The organism is Streptomyces sp. SAI-135 (assembly GCF_029893805.1).
Classification (GTDB): domain Bacteria; phylum Actinomycetota; class Actinomycetes; order Streptomycetales; family Streptomycetaceae; genus Streptomyces.
Map to the genome: position 1 here is coordinate 4086640 of NZ_JARXYP010000002.1, position 26164 is coordinate 4112803.

The 26164-nt window shown below is 70.9% G+C and carries 19 protein-coding genes and 2 pseudogenes; 11 read left to right on the forward strand and 10 right to left on the reverse strand.

From position 1 onward, the window contains the following. Window positions 1-73: 73 nt before the first annotated feature. The 4 genes and pseudogenes from M2163_RS22845 to M2163_RS22860 form a co-directional block, all read right to left on the reverse strand. A complete protein-coding gene (locus M2163_RS22845; RefSeq protein WP_280894877.1) occupies window positions 74-3460 on the reverse strand; it encodes a S8 family peptidase in 3387 nt (1128 codons plus the stop codon). Beyond that, window positions 3461-4567: a CU044_5270 family protein gene (locus tag M2163_RS22850; RefSeq protein WP_280894878.1), complete on the reverse strand. Its 1107-nt coding sequence runs from the start codon at window positions 4565-4567 to the stop codon at window positions 3461-3463. Beyond that, window positions 4564-5208, reverse strand: a complete 645-nt coding sequence (locus tag M2163_RS22855) for an RNA polymerase sigma factor (RefSeq protein ID WP_280894879.1) — start codon at window positions 5206-5208, stop codon at window positions 4564-4566. Before M2163_RS22855 ends, M2163_RS22850 begins: the two co-directional genes overlap by 4 nt. Window positions 5209-5368: 160 nt before the next feature. Next, window positions 5369-5745 (reverse strand): annotated as a pseudogene (locus M2163_RS22860) (helix-turn-helix domain-containing protein). A gap of 106 nt (window positions 5746-5851) precedes the next feature. On the opposite strand from M2163_RS22860, the gene M2163_RS22865 reads away from it, so the two are divergent. Then, a complete protein-coding gene (locus M2163_RS22865) occupies window positions 5852-6214 on the forward strand; it encodes a DoxX family protein (RefSeq protein WP_280894880.1) in 363 nt (120 codons plus the stop codon). 239 nt (window positions 6215-6453) lie between these two features. Here the strand turns inward: M2163_RS22865 and helR are convergent, their stop codons facing one another. Continuing rightward, window positions 6454-8607, reverse strand: a complete 2154-nt coding sequence (gene helR, locus M2163_RS22870) for an RNA polymerase recycling motor ATPase HelR (protein ID WP_280850952.1) — start codon at window positions 8605-8607, stop codon at window positions 6454-6456. Window positions 8608-8929: 322 nt separating this feature from the next. On the opposite strand from helR, the gene M2163_RS22875 reads away from it, so the two are divergent. The 4 genes from M2163_RS22875 (at window position 8930) to M2163_RS22890 (ending at window position 12709) form a co-directional block, all read left to right on the forward strand. Continuing rightward, window positions 8930-9598: a glycoside hydrolase family 11 protein gene (locus M2163_RS22875; RefSeq protein ID WP_280850951.1), complete on the forward strand. Its 669-nt coding sequence runs from the start codon at window positions 8930-8932 to the stop codon at window positions 9596-9598. Next, entirely contained in the window at window positions 9598-10275 is a 678-nt protein-coding gene (locus tag M2163_RS22880) for a polysaccharide deacetylase family protein (protein WP_280894881.1), read from the forward strand. Before M2163_RS22875 ends, M2163_RS22880 begins: the two co-directional genes overlap by 1 nt. A 250-nt stretch (window positions 10276-10525) precedes the next feature. Further along, the gene (locus M2163_RS22885; protein ID WP_280894882.1) at window positions 10526-11443 is read left to right on the forward strand and encodes an N-acetylmuramoyl-L-alanine amidase; all 918 of its coding nucleotides are present in this window, start codon (window positions 10526-10528) and stop codon (window positions 11441-11443) included. Between the two features lie 123 nt (window positions 11444-11566). Then, window positions 11567-12709: a DUF2235 domain-containing protein gene (locus tag M2163_RS22890; protein WP_280894883.1), complete on the forward strand. Its 1143-nt coding sequence runs from the start codon at window positions 11567-11569 to the stop codon at window positions 12707-12709. Here M2163_RS22890 and M2163_RS22895 read toward each other — a convergent pair. After that, window positions 12675-13890: pseudogene (locus M2163_RS22895) on the reverse strand (MFS transporter). The gene M2163_RS22890 and the pseudogene M2163_RS22895 overlap by 35 nt on opposite strands. Before the next feature lie 72 nt (window positions 13891-13962). Between M2163_RS22895 and M2163_RS22900 the strand changes: the two are divergent. Continuing rightward, window positions 13963-14967, forward strand: coding sequence for a winged helix-turn-helix domain-containing protein (locus tag M2163_RS22900; RefSeq protein ID WP_280850946.1), 1005 nt, complete (start codon window positions 13963-13965; stop codon window positions 14965-14967). Next, window positions 14964-15467, forward strand: coding sequence for a glutathione peroxidase (locus tag M2163_RS22905; protein WP_280850945.1), 504 nt, complete (start codon window positions 14964-14966; stop codon window positions 15465-15467). The genes M2163_RS22900 and M2163_RS22905 overlap by 4 nt, the downstream gene beginning before the upstream one ends. Window positions 15468-15589: 122 nt before the next feature. Here the strand turns inward: M2163_RS22905 and M2163_RS22910 are convergent, their stop codons facing one another. The 3 genes from M2163_RS22910 to M2163_RS22920 all read right to left on the reverse strand — a co-directional run bounded on the left by M2163_RS22910 (window position 15590) and on the right by M2163_RS22920 (window position 17967). After that, window positions 15590-15781: a DUF397 domain-containing protein gene (locus tag M2163_RS22910; RefSeq protein ID WP_007382715.1), complete on the reverse strand. Its 192-nt coding sequence runs from the start codon at window positions 15779-15781 to the stop codon at window positions 15590-15592. A 201-nt stretch (window positions 15782-15982) separates the two neighbouring features. Next, complete coding sequence (locus M2163_RS22915) at window positions 15983-16852, reverse strand: helix-turn-helix transcriptional regulator (RefSeq protein ID WP_037709147.1); 870 nt, start codon at window positions 16850-16852, stop codon at window positions 15983-15985. A 359-nt stretch (window positions 16853-17211) separates the two neighbouring features. Continuing rightward, a complete protein-coding gene (locus M2163_RS22920) occupies window positions 17212-17967 on the reverse strand; it encodes a GPP34 family phosphoprotein (protein WP_037709146.1) in 756 nt (251 codons plus the stop codon). 249 nt (window positions 17968-18216) lie between these two features. On the opposite strand from M2163_RS22920, the gene M2163_RS22925 reads away from it, so the two are divergent. Together M2163_RS22925 and M2163_RS22930 are read left to right on the forward strand one after the other, a co-directional pair. After that, the gene (locus M2163_RS22925; protein ID WP_280894884.1) at window positions 18217-20649 is read left to right on the forward strand and encodes a D-alanyl-D-alanine carboxypeptidase; all 2433 of its coding nucleotides are present in this window, start codon (window positions 18217-18219) and stop codon (window positions 20647-20649) included. A gap of 155 nt (window positions 20650-20804) precedes the next feature. Further along, window positions 20805-22658 carry an MFS transporter gene (locus tag M2163_RS22930; protein ID WP_280894885.1) on the forward strand — a complete coding sequence of 618 codons (1854 nt, stop codon included), beginning with the start codon at window positions 20805-20807 and terminating at the stop codon, window positions 22656-22658. Window positions 22659-22737: 79 nt separating this feature from the next. On the opposite strand, the gene M2163_RS22935 is transcribed toward M2163_RS22930, so the two are convergent. Beyond that, on the reverse strand, window positions 22738-23565 hold the full coding sequence (locus M2163_RS22935; RefSeq protein WP_280850943.1) for a hypothetical protein: 828 nt from the start codon (window positions 23563-23565) through the stop codon (window positions 22738-22740). Between the two features lie 97 nt (window positions 23566-23662). On the opposite strand from M2163_RS22935, the gene M2163_RS22940 reads away from it, so the two are divergent. Continuing rightward, complete coding sequence (locus M2163_RS22940) at window positions 23663-24451, forward strand: SDR family oxidoreductase (RefSeq protein ID WP_280850942.1); 789 nt, start codon at window positions 23663-23665, stop codon at window positions 24449-24451. 126 nt (window positions 24452-24577) lie between these two features. Beyond that, entirely contained in the window at window positions 24578-26164 is a 1587-nt protein-coding gene (locus M2163_RS22945) for a sodium:solute symporter family protein (protein ID WP_280850941.1), read from the forward strand.

The following is a 26164-nucleotide window of genomic DNA, read 5'->3' on the forward strand; positions in this document are numbered from 1 at the left end:
TGTCGCAGGTTCACCAGGCGAAAGGCCCCGGACCGATCTGGTCCGGGGCCTTTGTTGTTTTGGTCTGGGCGGCTCAGGTCAGGAGGTAGGCCTTCAGGATCGTCACCGTGTAGGTGTTGCCTGTGGTGTCGGTCAGGGTGGATCTCAGGGAGACCGAGCGGGCGTTTTCCGGGTGGGTCAGGGTGAGGGTTCTGTTGCCGTGGGTGGTGGTCACCGGGGCGGGGGACCAGGTCTTGCCGGCGTCGTAGGAGACCTTCACCTTCAGGGATTTCAGGTGGGTGGCCGCCGGGCCCTGGAGGGAGAGGGGGATCGTGGTGCGGCGGCCTGCGGGGGCCGTGCCGGTCGGGGTCAGCTTCGGGTGGAAGCGGACCGTGGAGAGGGGGAGGGGGGTGGGGTCGGAGGGGCTGGACGTGAAGGTCCAGGCCGCTGTCAGGCGGCTCGTGGTCGTGGCCACGGATGGCGGGCGGGTCAGGGTTGTTCGGATCGTGTAGCGGGCCGGGGCGGACGGGAGATTCTCCACGGTCTGGCAGAGGTCGCCGTCGTTGTCGAGCAGGGTGTTGCCGTTCGCGGTCACCGTGGTGTGGCGTTTCGCGGTGGAGGAGGCGGGGTGTCCTGCCCCGTCGGCGAGGTCGGGGACGCACAGGGCGAGGGTGTCGCCGTCGCGCTGGGCGCCGTACGGGCCGCCGGTGATCGGGCTGAAGACGCCGACGTTGTACGTCGCTGGGTAGGTCCGGCCCGCCTGGTACGACCTCGCGCTCTCCGTGCCGTAGAAGACGTCGTCGTCTCCGGAGGCGTTGCGCTGGCCCAGGTTGGCCGTCCACTTGAAGCCCTTGGGCGTGGTGACGTAGATCTTCGCGGTCGTCGGCAGCGGGAAGGGGTCGCTCACCGTGCCCAGCGACAGGGTGGGGCCGCTCCACAGGACGTTGACGATGCCCTTGCGGTGGGCGGCGGACGAGCCGAAGTTCCGCTTCAGAAGGGCCAGTTCGTTCATGCGTGTGGTGTGGTGATAGCCGGTGGGGAAGCGGTCGGGCAGGTTGTAGAGCAGGTGGTACGTCGCGGCGCCCTTCTGCCATAGGCCGCCGAGCTGCGTGCTGAGCTTCCCGGCCGGGGCGGTCGGTCCCAGGGTCGCGGTGCGCAGGTTCTTGAACGTTCCCCAGAACAGGGTGCTGTTGTGCGACGCGCGCCCCATGTCCCCGGTGCCCACAGCCAGGTTGAGCTGACCGTCGGACATCTTCGCGTCCTGCGGTGCGGTGATCCCGACGGGCTTCGCCTTGCGCGCGTCGAAGACGACCGTGGTGTTCCCGGTGAGGGAGAGCCGGGGCCGGACCAGCGCGGAGGTGCCCTCGACGTCGTCCAGCACGGTGTCCACGACGTAGTCGCCGCGCGGGACCCGCACCCGGTACACGCCCTTGGAGAGCTGCTCGGAGTCCTTGAGGTTCGTGGTCCAGTACGTGCCCGAGTACCCGAGGATCTCGGTCAGCGGAGCGGTCACGGGCTTGCCGCCGCGGTCGAGGAACTTCAGGGTGAGGTCGTATGCCTCGGCCTCGCGTACGACGCCGAAGGCGGTCCGTACGGCCACGGGGTCGGCGGCAGCGGGGTCGGCGCCGTCCCGCGCGGTGGCGACCAGCGTGCCCGAGTAGGTGCCGTCCGCCGCCTCGACGCGGGTGTCCGCGGTGAGGTCGACGCCGGCGGTGCCGCCCGCCGGGACGGTGAGCTGAGTGGTGCTCAGCGTGAACATGCCCTCGGGGGCCGTGCTGCCTCCGGGGCCGGTCGCGGTGGCCGTCAGGTCCAGGGTGACGGGGTGGTCGCCGTCGTTGCGGTACGTGATGTGCTGGGTGACCGGCCGGTCGTCGGTGTGGGGCCACAGCTGCTTGCCGAAGGACACGGAGGTCTTTTCGCTCGCCACCGCCGCCTCCAGTGCCCGGGACACGTCGAGCCGGCCCGTCCCCTGCTGGTAGCCGGTCGCGCCGGTGGTCGGGGTGGTGGACGCGGTGAGCGCCTGCTTGATCCGTGCGCCGGTCCAGTCGGGGTGCCGCTGGGCCAGGATCGCGGCCGCTCCCGCCGCGTGTGGTGTCGCCATCGACGTACCGGACAGGGAGACATAGCCGTCGGCCGCCGGGTCGCCCATGTAGCCGTGCGCCGCCCTCGCCGAGACGATGTCCACGCCCGGCGCCGTGAGGTCCGGTTTCAGCGCGTTGTCGGCGGTGGGACCGGTGCTGGAGAAGTCGGCGAGCCGGTCCTCGCCGTCTACGGCGCCCACGGTGAGCGCCGACTCCGCGGCCCCCGGGGAGCCGACGGTTCCCGCGTCGGGGCCCTCGTTGCCGGCCGCGGCGACGGTGAGCATGCCGGTGCTCTTCGAGAGGGCGTTCACCGCCGCCTCGACCGGGTCCTCCCCCGGGGTGTCCTCCTGGCCCAGGCTGAGGTTGGCCACCCTGGCGCCCTGCCCGGCGGCCCACTCCAGGCCCGCGATGACGGACGAGTCGGTGCCCTCGCCGTCGTCGTTCAGCACCTTCGCGTTGAGGATCTCCGCGCCGGGTGCGACTCCCTTGTAGCGCCCGCCGGAGCGGGCTCCCGAGCCCGCCACCGTCGCCGCGACGTGCGTGCCGTGGCCGGCCTTGTCGTCGGTGCTGCCGGTGCCGCTGAAGTCCTTCGCTTCCGTCACCGCCGCGGCGAGGTCCGGGTGGGTGGTGTCGATGCCGGTGTCCAGGACGGCGACCTCGACGCCCTTGCCGTCGTATCCGGCAGCCCAGGCGGCCGGGGCGCCGATCTGCGCGACGCCGCCGCCCAACTTCACTGCGTTCGCGCCGTCTTCGTCCGTCGGCGCCCTGAACCGGCCGTCCAGCCAGACCCGCGCGACTCCCTGCTCCTCGGTGAGGGCCTGCCACATGTCGTCGGCCCCGGCCTTGGGCACGGTGATCGCGGCGCCCGCCACGCTGGGCAGCTCCCGGCGCACGGTGGCGTCCGCGTCCGCGACCAGCGACTTCTGCGTGCTCCTGCGCCGGTCGGACTTGCCCTCGTACGACACGATCAGCGGGAGCGTGCCGCGCCGGGTGTCGTCGTAGCCGGCGCGTATCAGGCCGCTGACGTCGAACAGCCGCATGTCCAGGACGCCTTGGCCGATCAGGGCGGCGGCGTCGGCGGGAACGACGTACTGATCGCCCCCGACGCCGCGCACGGACACCGGGACGTGCTCACGGCCCGGTGCGTGCTGGACACCCGTCACCCGGCCCCGGGCGTCCAGCCGGACCCGGTCGCCGGTGACGAGGGTGACGTACCGGGCGGCCGCGGAGGCGGAGCCGGCGGTCCGCGCGCCGAGGGCGGAGCTGCCGGGCGCCGCGACGGTGGCGGTGTCCTGCGTCCGTACGCCGAGGCCGGAGCCCGTGGACGCCACCGAGACGCCCGTCATCAGCCCCGCCACCAGCAGGGCGGCCAGCGAGGCGCTTGTGGTTCTGTCGCGCATTCAGCTCGCCTGCCCGGGGTACTGCTTGTTGGCGTCGACGACCGCGCGCTCGGTGATCGCGCTGGTGTGCGTGACGGTACCGACCTTGAGGGGGTTGTCCGCCGTGGCCTTGACCACCACGATGCGCTCGCCGAGGAACCGCAGGGTCTTCTTGTCGAAGATCCACTCGATGCGCTCGCCGTTGCCGGAGTCCTCCCGCGCGATCGCGACCCCGTGCCGGCCCGTGGCGTCGACCGCGTCGTCCACCGAGACGACTCCGGGGATCTTGGCGGCGGCCTTGTAGAGGGCGGCGCCGACCTCGGCGGGCGGGTAGCTCTCGAACAGCAGATCGCCGATCGCGACGAAGGCGGCCTGGTCGCGCGGGACTTCGGGGTCCCGGACGGCGTCCGACTCGCGGTAGATCCGCTGGAGCAGCGCGTCGGGGTCGGTCGGCAGCGCGGCCAGGGCGTTGTAGGCGCCGCTGAACGGGGTGTCGCCCTTCAGGGTGATGCCCTTGTCGCTGGTCTGGCCGGCCTCGATCAGCCAGCCGTCCCTGCCGTCGAGGGAGTTCCAGACCTGGCGGGAGTGCAGCTCGTCGCTGACCGCCTCGCTCTTGTCGCCGACGGTCTTGATGTAGGTGTCGGCCACCTTCGAGGCGATGTAGATGTACTGGCCCTTGCGCGGGGTGGGCTCGGAGGTGTCGGCGGCGGCCAGGGAGATGCGTTCGAGGAGCTGGGGGGCGCCCTTGGCGTCGGCGGCGCCGATCGTGGTGGTCAGTGCGGGGCCGGTGGCCAGGGCGGTCTTGCCGCCGTCGGTCCCGCCGCCGGTGAGGGCGAGGCCGCCCGCGACCGCGCCGGCCAGGGCGAAGGCCGCGGCGGGCAGGAGGACCGTACGGCGCAGGAACGGGTTGGAGCGCTTCACGGGCGCGACCGGAGAGGCGGCGGACGTACGGGAGGAGGTGGCGGACGTACGGGAGGAAGTGCGGAGGTCTTCGTGGATCCGGGCCATCATCTGCTCCTTGTGGAACTGGTGGCGGCCCGCCGGCAGATCCCGCTCGGCGGAGGGCAGCAGACTCTGCGTCTCCGTCCACTCGGCCGGGTGGGGCCGGTGGGAGGGGCTGGCGTTCATCGGTTTCCTTCCTGTGCGGACCGGACCGCGTATCCGCGATCACCTGTTATCTGCCGGTTCGTGCGGGTGGGTTCCCGTTTTTCTCCGAGGAGTTGCGCGTCGGTGAGCTTGCGCAGCCGGGCGCGGGCGCGGGAGAGGCGGGAGCGGACGGTGCCGACCGGGATGCCGAGGGCTTGGGCCGCCTCGGCGTACTCCATCCCCTCCCACAGGCACAGCGTCAGGACCTCACGCTCGGGACGCTTGAGCAGGCTGAGGGCGGCGAGCGTGGCGTTGATACGGCGCCGGTCGTCCAGGCGTCCGGCGGTCTCCTCGGCGTGGTCCTCGACCCGTTCCTCTGCGGCGTTCGTGGCGGCCGCGGCGCTCGCCGCGTTGCGGTAGCGGCGGTTGCTGCGGTGGTGGGAGCGGGCGACGTTGGTGGCGATGCCCAGCAGCCACGGCCGCAGCGAGCCGCCCTCGGCCTCGACCGAGGCCCGGCGCCGCCACGCCTCCATGAACGTCGTCGACATCACGTCCTCGGCCAGCGACCAGTCGGCGGTCAGCCGGAAGGCGTGGTTGTACACCGAGCGGGCGTACGCGTCGAAGAGTTCCGCGAAGGCGTCCGGATCTCCGTTTCGCACCCGGGTTCGCATATCTGTGGTCACGTCATGAACTGACGTACGGTGCGGGCGAGTTCCCGTGAGACACGTCACAGCCGTAGTGCACGACAAGCGTGGGGACTGGTCAGTGACCGCGTGACTCGGTCCCGACCCGGTGCTTCGTGAGCCCACGCACCCGCCTCTGCCTCCGCCGTCGGAGGCGTTGTCAGGCGTCGCGGTCGTCGTACGCCCGGTGGCTGCGTTCGATGTCGGGGTTGTGGGCGATGGCCCACTCGGCCAGGGTGATCGCCGGTTCGATCAGGGTGCGGCCCACGGGGGTGAGTTCGTACTCGACGCGGGGTGGGACCTCGGGGTGGGACTTGCGGTTCACCAGGCCGTCGCGTTCCAGGTGGCGCAGGGTCAGGGTCAGCATGCGCTGGGAGATGCCGGGGACACGGCGGAGCAGTTCGGTGAAGCGGAGGCGCTCCCCTGGAGGGTCGCGACCACCAGGAGCGTCCACTTGTCGCCGATGCGGTCGAGGACGCCGCGGATGGCGCGGCCGCCGTCGCCGCGGATCAGGCAGGCCTTCTGGTGGTCCGACATGACGCTCCTGGTGACCGCCGCACACACGCGTGTGCCTTTTGTAAGCCCTCCGACAGTGACTCACCATGGCCCTTCTCACAAGGGGTGACCATGGGAGGGTGCCGTCATGCGGGTCGCGTACTGGATCGTCGCCGGGCTGCTGGGGGCCTTCTACCTCTACGCCGGCGGGAAGAAGATCGTCCAGAGCCGGGAGCGGCTCGCGCCGATGATGGGGTGGGTCGACACCGTGCCGATGCCCGTCGTCCGGGCGATCGGGGTCGTGGAGGTTCTCGGCGCGGCCGGGCTGGTGCTGCCGCCGGCGACCGGGATCGCGCCGGTGCTGGCGATCCTGGCCGCGGTCGGCTTCGTGGTGCTCCAGTTGCTCGCGGCGGGCCTCCATCTGTCGCGCGGGGAGGTGAGGGAGACCGGCCTGAACTTCGTTCTCGTCCTCCTCGCCGCCGTGGCCGCGTGGCTGGCCACGGCGTTCTGAGGGGCCGGGGTGGACGTCAGGGGGCGTGAGAATCACCGGCCGCCGCGTGGCCCGCGCCGTCGCCGCGTACCGGTCCACCGGCCGCCGCATGGCCCGCCCATCGCCGCGTACGGTCCACCGGCCGCCGCATGGCCCGCCCATCGCCGCGCACCGGTCCACCGCCCCTCCACGCCGCTCGGAGGAACGGAGGAGGTGCACGTCACGGGGCGTGAGAATCACCAGCCGCCGCGTAGCCCGCCTCACCGCGTCGTCAGGATCACCAGCCGCTGCGTAGCCCGCGTCATCGCCACGTACCGGTCCACCGCCCCCTCCACGCCGTTCCCGAAGTTCTGTGGGTCCACGAGGATCACCAGGTCGAATTCGAGGCCCTTCGAGAGGGCCGGGGGCAGGGAGCGGACCCGGGGGGTGGGCTCGAAGCCGGGGGCACCGATGACGCAGGCGATGCCCTCCGGGTGGTCCTCGAGCCACCTGTCCAGCACCGTCGGCAGGTCCGTCACGGGGCCGTACGTCACCGGGACGCCGGTGCTGCGGATCGAGGTGGGGACGTTGGCGTCGGGCAGGGCGGCGCGGATGACCGGCTCGGCCTCCTTCATGATCTCTTCCGGGGTGCGGTAGTTGACGCTCAGGGCGGCCATCTCGACGCGGTCGAGGCCCACCCGCGCGAGCCTGTCCTGCCAGGACTCGGTGAAGCCGTGTCTGGCCTGGGCGCGGTCGCCGACGATGGTGAAGCTCCGGGACGGACAGCGCAGCAGCAGCATCTGCCACTCCGCGTCGGTCAGTTCCTGCGCCTCGTCCACGACGACGTGGGCGAAGGGGCCGGCGAGCAGGTCGGGGTCGCTCACCTGAAGGGCGCTCTCGTCGACGAGGGCGTCGTGGAAGTCCTCGCCGCGCAGCATCGTCACCAGGCCCATCCCGTACTCGTCGTCGGCGACCGCGCTCAGGTTCTCCACGACGGTGGCCATGCGCTCGCGCTCCGCGGCGGCGGTGGCCTCGTTCCGGCGCTTGCGGAGCGAGGCGCGAGGGTCGCCGAGCCGCTGCCGTGCCGCGTCCAGGAGCGGCAGGTCGGACACCGTCCAGGCCTGGCCGTCCGCGCGCTGGAGCTTGCGTACCTCGTCGCGGTCCAGCCAGGGGGCGCACATCCGCAGATAGGCCGGGACGGTCCACAGGTCCGAGACCAGGTCGGCCGCCTCCAGGAGCGGCCACGCGCGGTTGAACGCGGTGAGCAACTCCCTGTTCTGGCGCAGGGACTTGCGGAGCAGTGCCTCGGGGGCGTCGCCCTCGTGCCGGTCCACCAGGATGGTGAGCAGTTCGTTCCAGACCTGGTCACGGGCGTCGTTGTGCGGGGCGCCCTCCGCCGCGTCGAACGCCTCGGCCCAGTCGGCGGCGGTCAGCGGGATGTCGGACCAGTGGGTGGTGACGGTCATGCCCTCGGTGGGCGGCTCCTCGTAGAACCGCACGGCCTTCTCGATCGCCTTCACCAGGTCCGCGGACGACTTGAGGCGGGCCACCTCCGGGTCCGTCTCGACCCCCGCCGTGGCGCCCTCGGCCACGAGGTCCCTCAGGACGCAGGTCTGCACGCCCTCCTCGCCGAGGCTGGGCAGGACGTCGGAGACGTAGGCCAGGTAGGGCCGGTGCGGGCCGACGAACAGCACGCCGCCGCGGCGGTGTCCGAGGCGCGGGTCGGAGTGCAGGAGGTAGGCGGAGCGGTGCAGGGCGACGACGGTCTTGCCGGTGCCGGGGCCGCCGTCGACGACGAGTGCGCCGCGGGAGCTCGCGCGGATGATGGCGTCCTGGTCGGCCTGGATGGTGCCGAGGACGTCCCGCATCCGTTCCGAGCGGTCGCTGCCGAGGCTTGCGATGAAGGCGGACTGGTCGTCGAGGGAGGCGTGGTGCCCGGCGAACCCGTCCGGGGTGAACACCTCGTCCCAGTAGTCGCTGATGCGGCCGTTCGTCCAGCGGTACCTGCGGCGGCCGGCCAGCCCCATGGGGTTGGCGTGGGTGGCCCCGAAGAACGGCTCGGCGGCGGGGGAACGCCAGTCGACGAGCAGTCGGCGGCCGGTGCTGTCGGTGAGGCCGAGCCGGCCGACGTAGACGGGGTCGGCGTCGTCAGCGCCGGCCATGTGGCCGAGGCACAGGTCCAGGCCGAAGCGGCGCAGGGTGCGCAGCCGGGCGCTGAGGCGGTGGATCTCCGTGTCGCGGTCCATGGCTTCCTGGCCGATGCCGCCGGGCGCGCGCAGGGTGGCGGCGAGGGTGCCGGACAGTTCGTCGATCGTCTGCTCCAGGCAGCGCGCGATGGCCGCGAAGTGTTCCTCGTCGGCGGCGATCAGCGTCGGGTCGGCCTTGGCGGCGAGGCGCTCGGGAAGGTCGAACACGCTGGTGGGCAGGGTAGTCAAAGCAACAGCTCCGGGGTGGGGTGGGCGGCCGGGGGCCTACGGCCGGTAAGTGTGCGCCCCCACGGGGGCCTTGCCGCAAGTCCCCCGGTGCGCTATAGGTTGAACATGGCAGGAGGTGCTGGTCTCCCTGCCTTTTCTTTTGTCTATGGACATCCGGAAGAACTTCGAAACATTCGAAGATCAGACGTGCGGCTGGCCACCTCACTCCCTGCGATCTTCCGAAAGATTTCGCCGGTTTTCTCAGGTGAGAGGGATGTCGAAGCATTCGAAACATCCGTCGAAACTGTTGACGCTTGACAGGGGCAGGCCAAAACTGTGGGGCATGACTGACACACCCGCACACCCGACGCGCCGCAGCGTCTGCGGCCTCCTGCTGGCCACCGGCGCCACGCTGGCCCTGCCCGGCACCGCCGAGGCGGCCACGGTCATCACCACGAACCAGACCGGGACCAACAACGGCTACTACTACTCGTTCTGGACGGACGCCCAGGGCACCGTCTCCATGACCCTGAACAACGGCGGGAACTACAGCACGTCCTGGCGCAACACCGGCAACTTCGTGGCCGGCAAGGGCTGGAGCAACGGTTCCCGCAGGACCGTCAGCTACTCCGGCAGCTTCAGCCCGTCCGGCAACGCCTACCTGGCCCTGTACGGCTGGACGTCCAACCCGCTCGTCGAGTACTACGTCGTCGACAACTGGGGCACCTACCGGCCCACCGGAACGTACAAGGGCACGGTCACCAGCGACGGCGGGACGTACGACATCTACCAGACCACCCGCTACAACGCCCCGTCCGTGGAAGGCACCAAGACCTTCAACCAGTACTGGAGCGTCCGGCAGTCCAGGCGGACCGGGGGCACCATCACCACCGGCAACCACTTCGACGCCTGGGCCCGGGCCGGCATGCCGATGGGCAGCTTCAAGTACTACATGATCCTCGCGACCGAGGGTTACCAGAGCAGCGGCAGCTCCAACATCACGGTGGCGTGATGGGGGCCCGGTCGCACCTCCCGTTACTGGCGGCCGCCGCCCTGGCCGCCGCCGGCACCCTGACCGTCCCCGCCGCCGCTGCCCCCGCGCAGGCCGCCGCCTGCTCCGGATACGTCGGTCTCACCTTCGACGACGGACCGGGCAGCGGCACCACCGCCCTGCTGGGCTCCCTCAAGCAGTACGGCCTCAGGGCCACGATGTTCAACACGGGCCAGAACGCCGCCGCCAACCCGGCACTCGTCAGGGCCCAGGTCAGTGCCGGGATGTGGGTCGGCAACCACAGCTACACGCACCCGCATCTGACCCAGCAGAGCCAGGCCACCGTCGACTCGGAGATCTCCCGCACCCAGCAGGCGATCGCGAACGCCGGCGGCGGCACACCGAGGCTGTTCCGGCCGCCGTACGGCGAGACCAACGCGACGGTGAAGGCCGTCGAGGCCAGGTACGGACTGACCGAGATCATCTGGAACGTCGACTCGCAGGACTGGAACAACGCCAGTACCGACGCGATCGTCGCGGCGGCCGCCCGGCTCACCGCCGGGCAGGTCATCCTCATGCACGACTGGCCCGCCAACACCCGCGCGGCGATCCCGCGCATCGCGCAGACACTGGCCGCCAAGGGGCTGTGCTCCGGCATGATCTCGCCCCAGACCGGCCGCGCGGTGGCACCGGGCTGAGCCACGGGCACGGCAATCCCGCCTCGGCGCGGCGGTCGTACACCTTCCCCCCCCTTGGACCGCCGCGTCGAACGCGGATCTCCGCAGTGCCCCGGCCACGACTCCCTTCGGCTGTGAATGTCGCGATTCCGCCACAGGCCCAGAACATTGGCGCAATCATGAGCCGCACGCGAGACGGTCGTCCCGCAACACGCGGTCGACACGGCCTGCTTGACGTGCCGTCACATGCCTCCGAAAGGGAACCGCAGCCATGGCAACTCCCCTTTCCGCCGCGAAGATGCTCGCCGCACTGAAGGCCGAGGGCCTCACCGTGCACGAGCACGCCGGCTGGAAGACCCACAACCGCGACGCGGCGTCCGGGAAGTCCTTCGGGCCCGTCATCGGAGTACTGATCCATCACACCGGCGGTCACGACGACAAGGAGATCTGCTTCAAGGGCAGATCCGATCTGCCGGGGCCGCTGTGCCACGCCTGGCTCGGCAAGACCGCCGGACTGTGGATGATCGGCAACGGCCGTACCAACCACGCCGGTTACGCCGACATCGATGTCCTGAACGCGCTCCGCGAGGAGAAGCCGCTCCCGCACGACGACGTGGCGAAGGCGGACGGCAACGACTGTCTGTACGGCCTGGAGATCGAGAACCGCGGCAAGGGCGGGGACCCGTACCCGGCCGCTCAGTACCGGCAGGCCGTGCTGTGGGCGGCGGCGATCTGCCGGGCGCACGGCTGGAGCGAGAAGTCCGTCGCCGGGCACAAGGAGTGCCAGCCGGGGAAGATCGACCCGAGCTTCGACATGGACGACTTCCGGGCCGCGGTGAAGAAGCAGCTGGCCGCGGGGGCCGGAGCGACGACCCCGACGAAGCCGGCGGGCAAGCCGCGCGTCGACCTGTCCCGGCTGGTGGCGGCAGCCAAGACCGACCCCGGGGCCAAGCAGGGCCACGTCAGCTACATGACCGGCACCAACCTCACCGAGGCCGCCCTGGTCGAACTCGGCTACCTCTCCAAGTCCTGGGCCGGAGACGGTTCCTTCGGCTCCACCACCGTCGCCGCCTACGCCAAGTGGCAGCGCCACCTGGGCTACACCGGCGCCGACGCCAACGGCATCCCCGGCAAGATCTCGCTGTCCAGGCTGGGTGAGCGGACGGGCCTGTTCACCGTCGTGGCCTGACCCGTGCCGTCCGCCGCCGACCCGCTTCCGGGCGCCGAGTTGCGGGTCGGCGCGGTCCCTGCGGTACTGGCTGTATCTAGCGAACAGTCGCGGGGTCCTCTCTACAGGGAGAGGAGGCACACAATGGCCAAGCGTCTGGTGGTCTGCTGCGACGGGACGTGGAATCTCGCCGACCAGCCGAGCAAGACGAACGTCGCCAAGATGGCCCTGGCCGTACGGCGACGCTCCGCCGCCGGAACGGAACAGCGGGTGTACTACCACAGCGGGGTCGGCACGAACCGGAGGGAACGGCTGCGGGGCGGGGCCTTCGGGATGGGCCTGTCGCGCAACGTGCTCGACGCCTACCGCTTCCTGATCCACACCTACGAACCCGGGGACCTGCTCTACCTGTTCGGGTTCAGCCGGGGCGCCTTCACCGCACGCAGCCTGGCCGGTCTGGTGCGCAACTGCGGGATCCTGCGCCCGGAACAGGCCGACCGGATCGACGAGGCGTGGGCGCTGTACCGCAGCCGCGCCGACAAACCGACCAGCGTGGCCGCGACGCTGTTCCGCGGGGCGTACTCGTACGAGACGGAGATCCGTTTCGTGGGCGTGTGGGACACGGTCGGCTCCCTGGGCATCCCGGTCCCGGCGCCCTGGTTCCTCCAGCCGCTCGTCGACCGCTTCAATCACCGCTGGGCCTTCCACGACACCACCCTCAGCAAGTCCGTGAACGGCGCCTTCCAGGCCCTGGCCGTCGACGAGGAACGCTCGGCGTTCCCGCCGACCCTGTGGCAGCAGGAGAAGGGCGCACCCAAGGACCAGGAGCTGAGACAGGTCTGGTTCGCCGGCGTGCACCTCTCCGTCGGGGGCGGCGAGAAGGACTCGGGCCTGTCCGACATCACCCTGCTGTGGATGGCCCGGCAGGCCGTCCGGTACGGCCTGGATCTCGACCCCGCGGTCCTCAGCGCGGACGGGCCGGACAGCATGCGCCCGCAGGAGTGCGCCGACTTCGCCGTCCAGCCCGACCCGACGGGCCCGTGGAACCCCTCCCGCAAGGGCTTCTACCGGCTCTTCAAGCCCCTGCACCGCCCCATCGGGCAGGAGAAGGACAAGCAGGGCCGCCTCGCCGGCAACGAGCACCTGGCCGACACGGTCCTGCGCCGCCGCGAGAGCGACCCGGGCTATCGCCCGCCGGCGCTCGAGACCTATCTGAGGGCCTTCGGGGAGCGGTACGTCGACGCGGTCCCGCTCAGCTTCGCTCACGCGCCCGTCGAGGTTCCCTGAGGCCCGCGGTCACCTCGTCCGGGCCGGGGCGCCGCTCCAGCACGAAGAGCGCCACGGTGACCGCGGTCGAGGCGGCCGCCATCAGGCTCATCGCCGTTGCCGGGGAGGTCAGTTGGGCCAGGGTGCCGGCGAGAAGCGCGCCGACGCCCTGGAGGGCGACCATGCCCGTGGTGTGCAGGCCGAGGGCCTGGCCCGCGAGGTCGTCGGGGGTGAGGGCCATCAGGCGTTCCTGGAGGACCAGGCTCGCGGCGAAGCCGACGGAGGCGACGGCGGCGGCGAGGACCGACAGCGCCACCGACGGCCGTAGGACGAAGAACAGATAGGGCGCGGCCAGCAGCAGACGCAGCGGGGTCGCGAGCCGGGGCCGCAGCGCGGGCGGCACCAGGCGGCCGACCACGAGGTCCCCGGCGAACATGCCCAGCGCCCCGCAGGCGTACATCGTGCCGGCGGCCGCGGGGGCGTAGGAGACGTAGAGCGAATCGCCGCCCACCACCAGGCCGTTGGGGACCCACAGGCCCAGGTACACCAGGCGGCGGGGGCGGGAGGACCACAGCAGGGCGTTGGTGCGCCAGGTAGCGGAGAGGGACGGCCGGCCCGCCGAGCGCGGTGGGCGCGCGGTGAGGCCCAGGCGGGTGACAAGGGCCGAGAGAAGATAGAACGCCGTCGTCAGGAGCAGGCAGGCGCGCGGGGTCAGGAGCGTCAGGAGGGCGCCGCCCGCGGCGAAGCCGGTGATCTGGACGATGCCCCAGAGCATGTTGAAGACCGAACGGCCAAGGACGTAACCGTCCTTGGGGAGGATCTCGTTCATCAGGCCGCCGCGCACTCCCCCGCCCAGCGAGGCCACCAGGCCCTGGAGGAGCAGGACGACGAGGACGGCCCATAACGGCAGGCCGGGCAGCGCCAGCACCGCCGTACCCGCCGCGAAGGCGAGGGGAATGACGGTCAGGACCGTGCGCGGGGGCAGCCGGTCGGCGCCCGAGAGCAGGAACGCGGCTCCCAGCAGCTGAGCGAGCTGCGGTCCGAACATGCTCACCGCCGACAGCAGCGGGGAGGCGGTGGCCCGGTAGACCAGCGTGGCGAGGGCGAGGCCGCCGATCGTCTGGGCGGCGGCGTGGGCGGCGAAGGAGAGGAGGAAGGGGGGTGTACTCCGGGGTGCGGAGAAGGGTGCGGTAGCTGCGCATGCGGGGGAGTCTCGGAGCGGGCGGCGGCTGACGGTTAGTGTTTCGCGCGGTCGCGAAACCACGGGGGGCGTCATGGGCTGGTGGCAGGTCGACGGGGACACCCTCGTCCGCAGCCGGTTCGTGGTCTGCCCGTTCACCGAGACCTTCGCGACGCTGCGGCTGCTGGACCGGGGGGTCGGCGCGCACCCGGGCGAGGACGCCTGGCTCCGCGCTCATCTGCCCGGCTACCGGGCGCGCCTCGCGGCCGATCCGGTGACCGCGCTGCTGGTGCGTTCCGGGATGGGCACGTCCTGGATCGCCGACTTCCTCGCGCCCCTGCCGCGTGACGGCACTCCCCTGGAGGACACCCTGGCCCGGATCCGGGCGACCGATCCGGCTCGCGCGCGGGCCGACCTCCAGGTCTCACTGCGCGGCCCGCTGCCCGCCGCCCTGGACCGCGACGACCTCCCCGAGCGGGCGGCCGCGCTCCTCGCCCACGTCTGGACGGCGACCGTACGGCCGTACTGGGACCGCCGTCGGCGGATCCTGGAGGCGGACGTGGTGGCCCGGACCGCGCAGGTGAGCCGGGGCGGCTGGGCGGCCGTCATCGACTCCCTGCTGCCGGGCCAGACCCGCTGGCTCGGCGGCAACCGGCTCCAGGTGAACCGGCACGAGCGCCCGCCCCGCGACATCCGCGGCGCCGAACTCGTCTTCGTCCCGGTCACACCGGGGCGCGGCTGGGCGACATGGGAGGAGCCGGGGCGCTACGCCCTCGTCTACGGCTGCGCGGGCGCCCTCGCCGACCCGGGCGCCCGGAGCGTGCCCGCGAGCCTCGGCACGCTGCTCGGGGCCGGGCGGGCCCGGGTGTTCGTCCTCCTGGACTCCCCGCTGAGCACCAGCCAGCTGGTCGCCGTGACCGGGCAGGGGCTGGGGTCGGTGGGGCGGCATCTGCGGGTGCTGCTGGACGCGGGGCTGGTGGAGCGGCGGCGGGCGGGGCGGTCGGTGCTGTACGTGCGGACGGCGGCCGGGGAGGTGCTGGTGGAGGCCTCGGGGGCCGGAGCCGGGCAGGCGCCGGACGGAGTTAGCATCCGCTCATGACGACTACAGATGGTTCCTCCCCCCTCGACGTCGAGATCGGGGCCCTCACCGGCGGCCCGGCCGACCTCGCGCAGTACGCCGGCAAGGCCGTCCTCATCGTGAACGTGGCCTCCAAGTGCGGGCTCACCCCGCAGTACAACGGGCTGGAGAAGCTCCAGGAGCGGTACGCGGAGCGGGGCTTCACCGTGCTCGGCGTGCCCTGCAACCAGTTCCTCGGGCAGGAGCCCGGCAGCGCCGAGGAGATCGCGGAGTTCTGCTCGGCGACGTACGGCGTGACCTTCCCGCTGACCGAGAAGGTCGAGGTGAACGGGGAGGGGCGGCACGCGCTGTACGAGCGGCTCGTCGGGGTCGCCGACGCGGAGGGGCACAGCGGGGACATCCGCTGGAACTTCGAGAAGTTCCTGATCGGGCGGGACGGGGCGGTGGTCGCCCGCTTCTCCCCGCAGACCGAGCCGGAGTCGGACGAGGTCGTGGCCGCGGTGGAGGCTGCGCTGGGTTAGGACGCCGGTCGGGTGCGGGTCCGTCACTGAAGCGCCGCAGGCCCCCTCGGCAAGGACGGCGATCTGGTCGAGAGGGCCTTGTGGTGGTGCTTGTGCAGTTGTAGGTGGGGTGTGGCGTGGTGTCACACCTTGACCGAGGCCACGAAGGCACTCCACGCCTCGGCGGGGAAGGCCAGCTTGGGACCCTCGGGAATCTTGGTGTCGCCGAGTTCGAGTGCCTCCTCTTCGGTCGACCTCACCATCAGGCACGCCCCGTTGGCGTTGGTGTAGGTGGAGGTCGTCCATGTGTCCAGGGTGCCCAGACGAATTGCCATATTCGCTCCGTAGCCAGATGCGCAGTGTTCGGATCACGCCAACCTTTACTGATCGTTGGCGTGATCGACGCTACTCGCCGACTTCCTCTTTCGGAGCAGTCGTTCACTCTTCTGGTGGCATATTCCAAGGGACTCTTCCAGAGGGACAAGGCCGGGGTGTACTATCCGGCCCGCCCTGTCGGAAAGGGGCTCAGCAAGGGTTCAGCGGGCATACTCCCGGGCGTATTCCTTGGCGAGGTCCTCGATGAGCTGACGCGACTGGTCGACGTTGAGCGCCTGCGCCCTCAAGTGCTCGTACATCACGGTGTACTTCTGCACGTCGTGCGCCTTCTCCAGGTACAGGTCGCTGGTGACGCCCTCGATGTAGACGACGCTGGAGTCCGCCGCGTCCGAGAACTCCAGGATGGAGTACTGCCCGCTGAGCCCGGGATGGGCGCCGACGTCGAACGGCAGCACCTGCACCGTGATGTGCGGCTGCTGGGACATCTCCACGAGGTACTCCAGCTGCTCGCGCATCACCTGGCGGCTGCCGACGACCCGGCGCAGGGCCGCCTCGTCCAGAACGACCCACAGCCGCAGGGGATCCCGTTCCGCCGCCACCCGGCTCTGGCGTCGCAGCCGGACCTCGACCCGCTTGTCGTTCTCCGTCTCGGTGGCCTCCGGCGCGCCGCCGCGCACGATGGCCTCCGCGTACGGCCGGGTCTGCAACAGCCCGGTGATGATCTGGGGTTCGTACACGCGCAGCGACTCGGCGTCGGTCTCCAGACCGATGTAGACGCTGTACGGGATGTCCCCGAAGGCATGCCACCAGCCCTGCTGGCGCGAGTCCTTGGCCATCTGCATCAGGGAGTCGACGATGCGCTGGTCCTCGACCTCGTAGACCCCGCACAGGTCGCGGACGTCGCGCTGGCTGATGCTGCGCCGGCCGTTCTCCAGCCGGCTGATCTTCGACTGCGACACGAGCAGCCGCTCCGCCACCTCTTCGGCCGTCATGCCCTTGAGCTCGCGGAGCCTGCGCAGCTCCTGGCCCAGCCGGCGCCGCCTGACGGTGGGATTGACATTGGACGCCACGGGACGTGCACCTCCGGCTGCGTGCCTCGTTCTTGACTTTGCGTATCTGCTGTTGAGCAGACTGCCACCAAGGTGCTTATTACCGCTGGGAAACCGCGTATATGCGCTGTGTGCACGTCAGTTGGGGCCTTTCGGCCGGCCGGTCCCGGACATGCGGCCGCGCGGGGCGCCGGAACCGGCGACGCCCGGTACGGACGTACGGTTCCGACGCCCCGCGCGGACCAGCGGCTCCCGAACCGGTCTTTGGGGACTGACGGTGCGGCGGCTGAGTGGTGCGGGTCGTGCGTGGTGCGTGGGTCGTGCGTGGATCGTTCATGGTGCGGTCGTGCTGCCGGCGGTGCGTGCCGTGGGACTGCGGCTCAGTGAGCCACGGCGCGCGCCATCGGACCCCGGCGCGGTTGCATCGGAACACCGCGAGCGGGTTCCGGTGCGGGCCTGGCTCCGGGGGCGGCCTGGCGGCCGGCCGGTGCCGGGCTGCGACGTGGCTGTGCCGCCACGCCGTTCTGGACGTCCATCACGGCGTGCGCGACGAGTCCGCCCATCGGGTCGTGCCTGATCAGGTCCCGCAGCCGGGAGCGCGAGGAACGGCCCTCGTTGCCCGGGTACAGGTGCTTGCCGAGGCCGACCGCGTGGGCCAGGGCGGCGAGCGCCGCGGTCCGCGGGTCCGGCGGTACGCCGGTGCGGATCGCCGAGTCCAGCCGGGCCCTGATCTCCCGGCTGATCTCGTTGTCCGTCGCCTGGTAGCGGGTCGTCGGCAGCACTCCGCACATCTGGCCCGCCACGGCATGCACCATGCCGCACCGCTCCAGATGCGAGAGGTAGGTCTGGCGGAGCCCAAGGCGCGGCCCGCCGATCCAGTTCACTGCCCGCACGGGAGCGCCACGCCTTCGCAGCAACTCCAACGCGCAGTCCAAAGTCGGATCTCCAGTCGGCCGTGGGGCTACCACGGCGATACGATCCCCGTCTGGGGCTATCCGTCCGGCCAGCGCCAGCTCCACTAGCTGTGCTCCGGCCAGACCGAGGTCGAGCGACTGCGGCTGTGCGGTGGTACCCGTGGCCGGGTCCAACGCCAGCAGCAGAAGCTCCTCCGGAAGTGTTCTGCGGCTCCTGCCCATCCATGCCTCCCCGCGTGGATGAAAGACAGGGTGACCCCTCTCACATTGGTCTGTCGAGGGTGCGTGACCTGTTTGTAGTGGAACCGGTAGGTATGTCGTTCTCGTCTACCGCTTGGGGCAGGGCCGCACACAGGACACTGGTACATGGTTCGGACAGCGTGGTGTGGCGGCTGCCCGGGCGGCGGTTCAACGGTTCGGCAGACGCAGGGTGACGGATACCGATCACCCGCGGCACAGGAGGAGGCATCGGTGGCGGGCGAGTCCCCCGACAGGTCGAAGCAGCGCGAGTCGTCGGCAGAACCGACGTCGGGGAGCGCGAGTCCGGTTCCCGAGGCGAGGAGTTCCGCCCGCGATCCCCGGCTCGCGGTGGCACGGGAGTCCGTCTCCCTCGGAGGCGTCGACACGGCCACGAAGGTCTTCTCGGTGCGTGACCTCCCGAAGGACGCCGAGGAAGCCGACGAGAGCCCCGCGGGGGCCGGAACGGACGCTTCCGCCACGGCGGGGGCGAAGGACGCCGGCTCGGCGGGCTCCGGTACGGCGGAGAGCCCGGACGACCCGGACACGGCCGAGGACTCGGCCGACCCGGACACGGCTGAGGGGTCGGGTGACTCCGGCACGGACGCGGGGTCTGGTGACTCCGGCACGGCCGAGGCTCCCGACGACTCCGGCACGGCGAAGACTGCGGACGACTCCGACACCGCCGGGGACTCGGCCGAGACCGGCACGGCTGAGGTTCCGGAAGATGCCTCCGTCACGGCGAAGGGCTCAGACGACAGCGGGTCCGGGGACTCCGGTGCGGGGGACGCCCGGCTGCGGGACGCGGTGGCGGCGTGGGTCGCCACGGGGGACAAGACGGGGTCCCAGGCCGGTTCAGGCGAGGCGGAGGCCGCGGAGCCGTCGGAAGACGTGGAAGCCGCTGAGCCCGCGGTGAAGGTCGGCGGCAAGGACGCCGAGCCCGCCGCCGAGGCCGACGATCCGGACACCGGCGAGTCGGACACCCCAGGGGCGCGGGGAACTGCGCGACCGGCCCCCACCGGCCCGCAGCCGGACGACGAGCCCGAGGACGCTCCCGAGGACCGCGTGCCCGATGACGCGGACCTGGCCGACGAACCCCCCGTCGACCAGCCCACCGCCGTCTTCAAGGCTCCCCGGCCCCCCGTGGACCAGCCCACCACCATGCTCAAGCTCGGCAAGGCGCCGGACAAGGCACCGGATGCCGAGCCGGAGGCGAAGCCCGAGCCCGAGAAGGGGCCCAGGCCCCAGCCGGAGGCCGAGGCCGAGCGGACGAGCAAGTTCGTCGCGCTGAAGGCCCTCGACGAGCCCCGCGAGGCACGTCCGAGGCCGGACGTGACCGCCGCCGTCCCCCAGGTCGGCCCGGAGCGGACCACGCAGCAGCCCCTGCCGCCGAAGCCGCCCCTCGACCTGCTCGCGGAGCTGACCAACACTCCGCCACCCCCGCCCAGCCCCCTGCGCACCCTCGGCCGCCGGGTCAAGATCTGGACCCCGCTGCTCATCCTCCTGGTCGTCGTGTTTGCGATCGTGCAGGCTCTGCGTCCGCTCCCGGAGCCCACCCTCAGCCTCACCGCCGAGGACTCCTACACCTTCAAGGGCAGCGAGGCCGAGCTCCCGTGGCCCACCCAGGGCCAGGGCTGGATGGACGTCAACGGTGTCGGCACCATGGGCGACTTCGGCAAGCAGACCCCGGTCGCGATCGGCTCCGTGGCCAAGGCCATGACCGCCTACATCGTGCTGAAGGACCACCCCCTCAAGTCCGGCGATGAGGGCGCGAAGATCACCGTCGACGCGCTCGCCGAGAAGGAGGGCGGCTACAACAAGGACGGCGAGTCGACCCTCGACACCGTGAAGCAGGGCGACGTCCTCACCCAGAAGCAGGCGATCGCGGCGATCATGATCCCGTCCGCCAACAACATCGCCCGGCTGCTCGCCCGCTGGGACGCCGGTTCCGAGAAGGCGTTCATCGCGAAGATGAACGCCACCGCCAAGGAACTCGGCATGAAGAACACGACGTACACCGACGCCTCGGGCCTGAAGGAGACCACCGTCTCCACCGCCGAGGACCAGGTGAAGCTCGGCAACGAGCTCGTCAAGATCCCGGCGCTGATGGAGATCACGTCCATGGGGCAGTGGATCGATCCGTCCGGACAGAAGTGGTACAACTACAACTATCTGGTCCCTTACAACGGTGCCATCGGCATCAAGACCGGCACCACCAGCGCGGCCGGCGGCAACCTTCTCTTCGCCGCCCGCAAGGAGGTCGGCGGGGAGACCGTCACCCTCGTCGGCGCGATCCTCGGCCAGCACAAGGCGCCGATCATCAAGACCGTCAACGACGTCAGCCGGGTCGCGATGCTCGCCGCCCAGGACGATCTGACCTCGGCGAAGATCCTGAAGAAGGGTGATGTCGTCGGTTACGTGGACGACGGACTCGGCGGCCACACCCCCGTCGTGCTGACCAAGGACGTCACCGCCGTCGGCTGGGCCGGCTACAAGGTGAAGCTGTCCTTCGCCGCCGACGAGGTACCGCACACCGCGAAGGCCGGCACCAAGGTCGGCACCCTGACCGTCGGCGACGGCGAGGGCGGCGCGGTCAGGGTCCCGGTCACCCTGCAGAAGGATCTGAGCGAACCGGGTCTCACCGACAAGCTGACCCGCGTCGGCTGACCCGGAAACGGGACGGACGGCTCGCACGGCCCGTCGGCCGGACCCCGCCCGGGGTTCCGGACGGCGGGCCGCGTGCTAGCGTCACGAACCGGGGCAGGTCGACGCTGGGGCGCGGCCGAGAAATGAAGACGGGACACCACGGGGAGTGCCTTCAGGTGGCCACTGCGGAGCCGACACGCGCCGATGACACCGACCCGGGCCCGGGTACCGGCCCGCGAATAGGCGTGCCCGCGGACACCGGCGGCAGCGGCGGCGACGAGACGCCCAAGGGCCTCCGGGCCAGGACCTGGACCGCCCTCCTCGCCCTGCGCGAGCGACTGCTGCGGCACCCCGTCCTGTCCATGACCGCACTCTCCGGCGTCCTCCACATCGTCTGGTTCTTCACGTTCGCGAACAGCGGCGGCGACCTGGCGGCGCAGGACGCGTGGGCCGAGTTCGTCGGCCGGCACCCTGACTCCGCGTACAACCTGGCCTGGTACGGCGGCATGCATCCGGTGTCGTACAGCGTCGTCTCGCCGTATCTGATGTCCGTCCTCGGCGTCCGTACGACGATGATGCTGGCCGGGACCGTCTCGGCCGGGCTGCTGACGCTGGTCCTCATCCGCAGCCGGTCGGTGCGCAACCCCCTGTGGGCCGCGCTGGCCGGCGTGTACGCCTTCCTGTGCAACGCGGCCTCGGGCCGGGTGACCTTCGGCCTCGGCACGGTGTTCGCGCTCGGCGCGGTGGCGGTCGTCTTCTGCTGGCCGCACCGCTGGCGCTACAAGCGCTGGGCCAAGGCCGCCTGCGCGGCCCCGCTCGCCGCCCTCGCGACCATGGCCTCGCCGGTCGCCGGACTCTTCGTGGGCCTGGTCGCGGTCGCCCTCTTCCTGCAGAAACGCCGTCCGGGCGCCTGGGCGCTGGGCCTCGCGCCCACGGCCGTCGTCGCCCTGTCGGCCTGGCTCTTCCCGTTCGCCGGCACCCAGCCGATGAAGATCGCCTCGGTGCTGCTGCCGCTCGCCTACGGCCTGCTGGTCTTCCTCCTCGTCCCGCGCGAGTGGACGACGGTCCGGATCACCGCGGGCGTGTACAGCCTCTCCGTCGTCCTGGTCTGGCTGGTCAGCTCCCAGATCGGCTCCAACATCTCGCGCCTTTCGATGCTGTTCGCGGGGGTGGCCCTGGCGGCCGCGCTGCCGTTCACGGTGCCGCGCTCGCGCAAGTGGTACGCCACCGTCATCGCCTTCGTCGGCTTCACCGTCTGGATCGGCTTCAAGTCGGTGGACGACGTCGTCCACACGACCCCGACCGCGTCCTGGGCGCGCGAGCTGGCCCCCCTGGTCAACGAGCTCCAGGAGGTCGGCGCCGAGAAGGGCCGCGTCGAGGTGGTGCCGGCCGCCTCCCACCGCGAGGCCTCCGCCCTCGCGCCGTACGTCAACCTCGCCCGGGGCTGGAACCGGCAGGCCGACATGGAGCGCAACCCGCTCTTCTACGACGACACCCTGAACTCCGCGAACTACCACGAGTGGCTCCAGCGCTGGGCCGTGCACTTCGTGGTCGTGCCGAAGGACGAGCCCGACGGGGACGGGGGCGAGCGGGAGCGGGAGCTGGTCCAGCGCGGGATGCCGTATCTGCGGCAGATCTGGGGCGACGCGAACTGGCAGCTGTTCCGGGTCACCGACCCGGCGCCGCTGGCCTCGCCGAACACGGTGGTGGACCGGGCGGCGCAGGGTGAGATGACCATGCGGGTGAAGAAGGCCGGGCGGATCCTGATCCGGATCCCGTACTCGCCGTGGCTGTCGATCGTCGATGCGGAGGGCAAGAAGGTGGAGCCGCCGCGGGAGACGGAGGCGTCCAAGGAGCGGGATGCCTCGCCGAAGGTCTTCGAGAACCTCAACGGGTGTCTGATGGAGACGCCGGAGGACGCGGACGGGGACAAGTGGACGATGTTGCTGGCGCCGCGGGCGGGGACGTATCGGTTGGCGGCGCCGTACACCGTTCCTCGTGGGACGCCTTGTCCGGATGAGTTGAAGTAGTTTCGCGGCTGCGGGCCGGTGGGGGCTTGTCGCGCCCACGCGGCGGAGCCGCATGTCGACACAGCCCCGCGCCCCTGGGTCAGCGAAGCTGATCGACGTATTCGTCTGTGCCCGGAACAGTCGGTATGAAAGGCGCCAGCAGCTCGCGGCGGCCCGACGCCGGCTCCTCCAGGTCCATGAAATGTGAGCCCCAGCACTCCCGCGGATCGTTCTCCAGGAACCACAGGAGCGTGAGCCGGGTGTCCACGCCCTCCACCTGCTTCACGTACGTCATGCGGTCGCCCGGGAGGGGCGTCGGGCGGAACACCGTCACCATCGCCGCCGGGGAGCCCGCCAGGCGTTTCGGGAGGTGGCGGGAGACCAGCCACTCCAGCAACTCCGCACGCTGCTCGGGGGATTCCGCGTCGATGACCTCAAGGACCAGCCCCGCGTACGGGTGGTCCAGGGCGTGGAAGTCCCGTGGGCCCGCCGCTCCGTCGCGGTAGACCGTGGCCTCGTGGTCCTGGAACGCGGTGAAGACGTGGGTGCGGTCGCGGTAGACGCGGGCGTCGCGGTTGAGGCGTTTGTTGATGGCCACCGTCCACTTCATGTGGTCGTCGTAGCGGCCCTCGGTGACCCAGTACACGGAGAGGTAGCAGCCCGTCGTCACCGGCTGGGCCACCGCCGACTTCTCCGGGACGCGCAGGAGTTGCAGGTCCCGGGTGGCAACCCAGCGGCGGCCCGCGAACATCCAGGGCATGGCCATCGCGCCGGCGTAGTAGTGGTCGTCCTCGTACCAGCGGTTGTAGGCGTACTCGTGGCCGGGATGCGGTTCGACCATGGTGATCAGGGCGTGGCCGGGGCGGACTCCGTAGGGTCCGGTGGCGGCCAGTTCGGCGTACGTCTCGCTGCGGGTCTCTTCCGACATGGGACCTTCCCTCCTCCAGCGCTCGCCCATACTCTGACGCTCCGTCAGATATTGCGCCAGACCCAGGGACCAGTCAGGAATCAGGGAGGCCGCCGGTATGTCAGTTCTCTCCGGGAAGACCGTCGTGGTGTCGGGAGTCGGCGCCGGGCTCGGCCACCAGGTCGCCGCGGCCGTCGTACGGGACGGCGGCAACGCCGTGCTGGGGGCGCGGACCGAGGCGAACCTCGCGAAGAGCGCCGCCGAGATCGACCCGGACGGGGCGCACACCGCGTACCGGTCGACGGACATCACCGACGAGAGGCAGTGCGAGGCGCTCGCGGAGCTGGCGATGGAGCGGTTCGGGCGGCTGGATGCCATGGTGCAGGTGGCCGCGTGGGACAGCTGCTTCGGCGGGCTCGAGGACGCGGACTTCGCGACCTGGCAGTCGGTCATCGACGTGAACCTGCTGGGTTCGCTGCGGATGACCCGGGCCTGCCTGCCGGGACTGCGCGCAGGGGGCGGCGGGTCCGTCGTGTTCGTCGGGACGCAGTCGGCCGTGGCCGCCCCCTCGCAGGTGCGGCAGGCCGCGTACGCCGCCTCCAAGGGGGCGCTGACCAGTGCGATGTACTCGCTGGCCCGGGAGCTCGGCCCGTACCGGATCCGGGTCAACACCGTGCTGCCGGGCTGGATGTGGGGGCCGCCGGTGCAGGCGTACGTGCAGTTCACGGCACACACCGAGAAGGTGCCGGAGGCGGAGGTGCTGAAGCGGCTGACCGACCGGATGGCGCTGCCCGAGCTCGCGACCGACGGGGACGTGGCGGACGCGGCGGTGTTCCTGGCCTCGGACCGGGCGCGGGCGATCACCGGTCAGTCGTTGCTGGTCAACGCCGGGGAGCTGATGCGATAAGTTCATGTAGGTGAACGCAGGCCATCATCTCGAATATTTTTACCTCCCTTTGACCCTACACCAGCTTGTCGTGTCCACGCGGTGGCGCCCACGATGAGCGCCGGGCTGATCCCTGGGAGGGCGCATATGAACGGTCTCGACTGGGCCGTGCTCATCGGCTATTTCGGTGTGATGGTCGCGATCGGCGTCTGGTCGCACAAACGCGTGGACGACGTCAGCGACTTCTTCACCGCGGGCGGCAAAATGCCGTGGTGGCTGTCGGGCATCTCGCACCACATGTCGGGCTACAGCGCGGTGATGTTCACCGGGTACGCGGGCATCGCCTACACCTACGGCGTCACCTCGTTCGTCACCTGGTCCTTCCCCATCGCCCTCGGCATCGCCGTCGGATCGAAGCTGTTCGCGCCGCGCATCAACCGGCTGCGGTCACGGCTCCATGTGGCTTCCCCGCTCGAATACCTCAAGAACCGCTACGACCTGAAGACCCAGCAGGCGCTGGCCTGGTCCGGAATGCTGCTGAAGATCGTGGACGTGGGCGCCAAGTGGGCGGCGATCGCCACCCTGTTGTCGGTGTTCACCGGGATCTCCCTCAACCAGGGCATCCTGATCACCGGCGGCATCACCGCCATCTACTGCACGATCGGCGGGCTGTGGGCCGACGCGCTCACCGAGCTCGGCCAGTTCGTCATCCAGCTCCTCGCCGGTATCGCGATGTTCGTCGCCGTCGTCCTCAAGCTCGACGACAAGGGCATCGGATTCTTCGGCGCCTGGGACGAGCCGGAGCTCCAGGGCCACGGAGAGCCGCTGGTCGGACCGTACGGCACCGTCTTCCTGCTCGCCTTCCTCTTCATCAAGCTGTTCGAGTACAACGGCGGCATGCTCAACCAGGCCCAGCGCTACATGGCCACGGCCAACGCCCACCAGGCGGAGCGCTCGGCACGGCTGTCGGCGATCCTGTGGCTGGTGTGGCCGGTCGTCCTGTTCTTCCCCATGTGGATGTCCCCGCTCCTGGTCCAGTCGCAGAAGCCGGACGGCTCCGACTCCTACGGCCTGATGACCGAACAGCTCCTGCCGCACGGCCTGTTGGGCCTGGTGATCGTCGGGTTCTTCTCGCACACCATGGCCATGTGCTCCTCCGACGCCAACGCCATCGCGGCCGTCTTCACCCGGGACTGCGCACCGGTGGTGTGGCGCAGGGCGCGCTCCTGGAGCCAGGGGCAGGGGCTCAGGGTCGCCCGCATCACGACGGTCGTCTTCCTCGGTCTGTCGATGGCGGCGGCGACCCAGGTCAACTCCCCCACCTTCAAGGACATCATCACGGTGGTGATCAAGTGGGTGGCCGGTCTGATGGGCCCGATGGCCATCCCGATGATGCTCGGCCTGCTGCGCCCGTTCCGCCGCTCCGGCCCCACGGCCGCGCTCACCAGCTGGTCGATGGGCCTGCTCGCCTTCTGGCTGGTCAACTACCCGATCAGCTGGAACGTCGAGGGCGGGGTCCCGCTCCAGTACCAGGTGTCGATCCCGCTGGCCGTCTCCCTGGTCCTCTACGTCCTCATCGGGTTCGTCAAGCCCGAGGACACCCCGGAGCGCCTCGCGATCATCGAGAAGATCAACACGGACGGGGACGGTGACGGGGCGGCGGCCGCCGCGATCCCGACTCCGGCGGGCGGCGTGGAGGACGTGATCGGCACGGGGGTGAAGGACCGGCCGTAG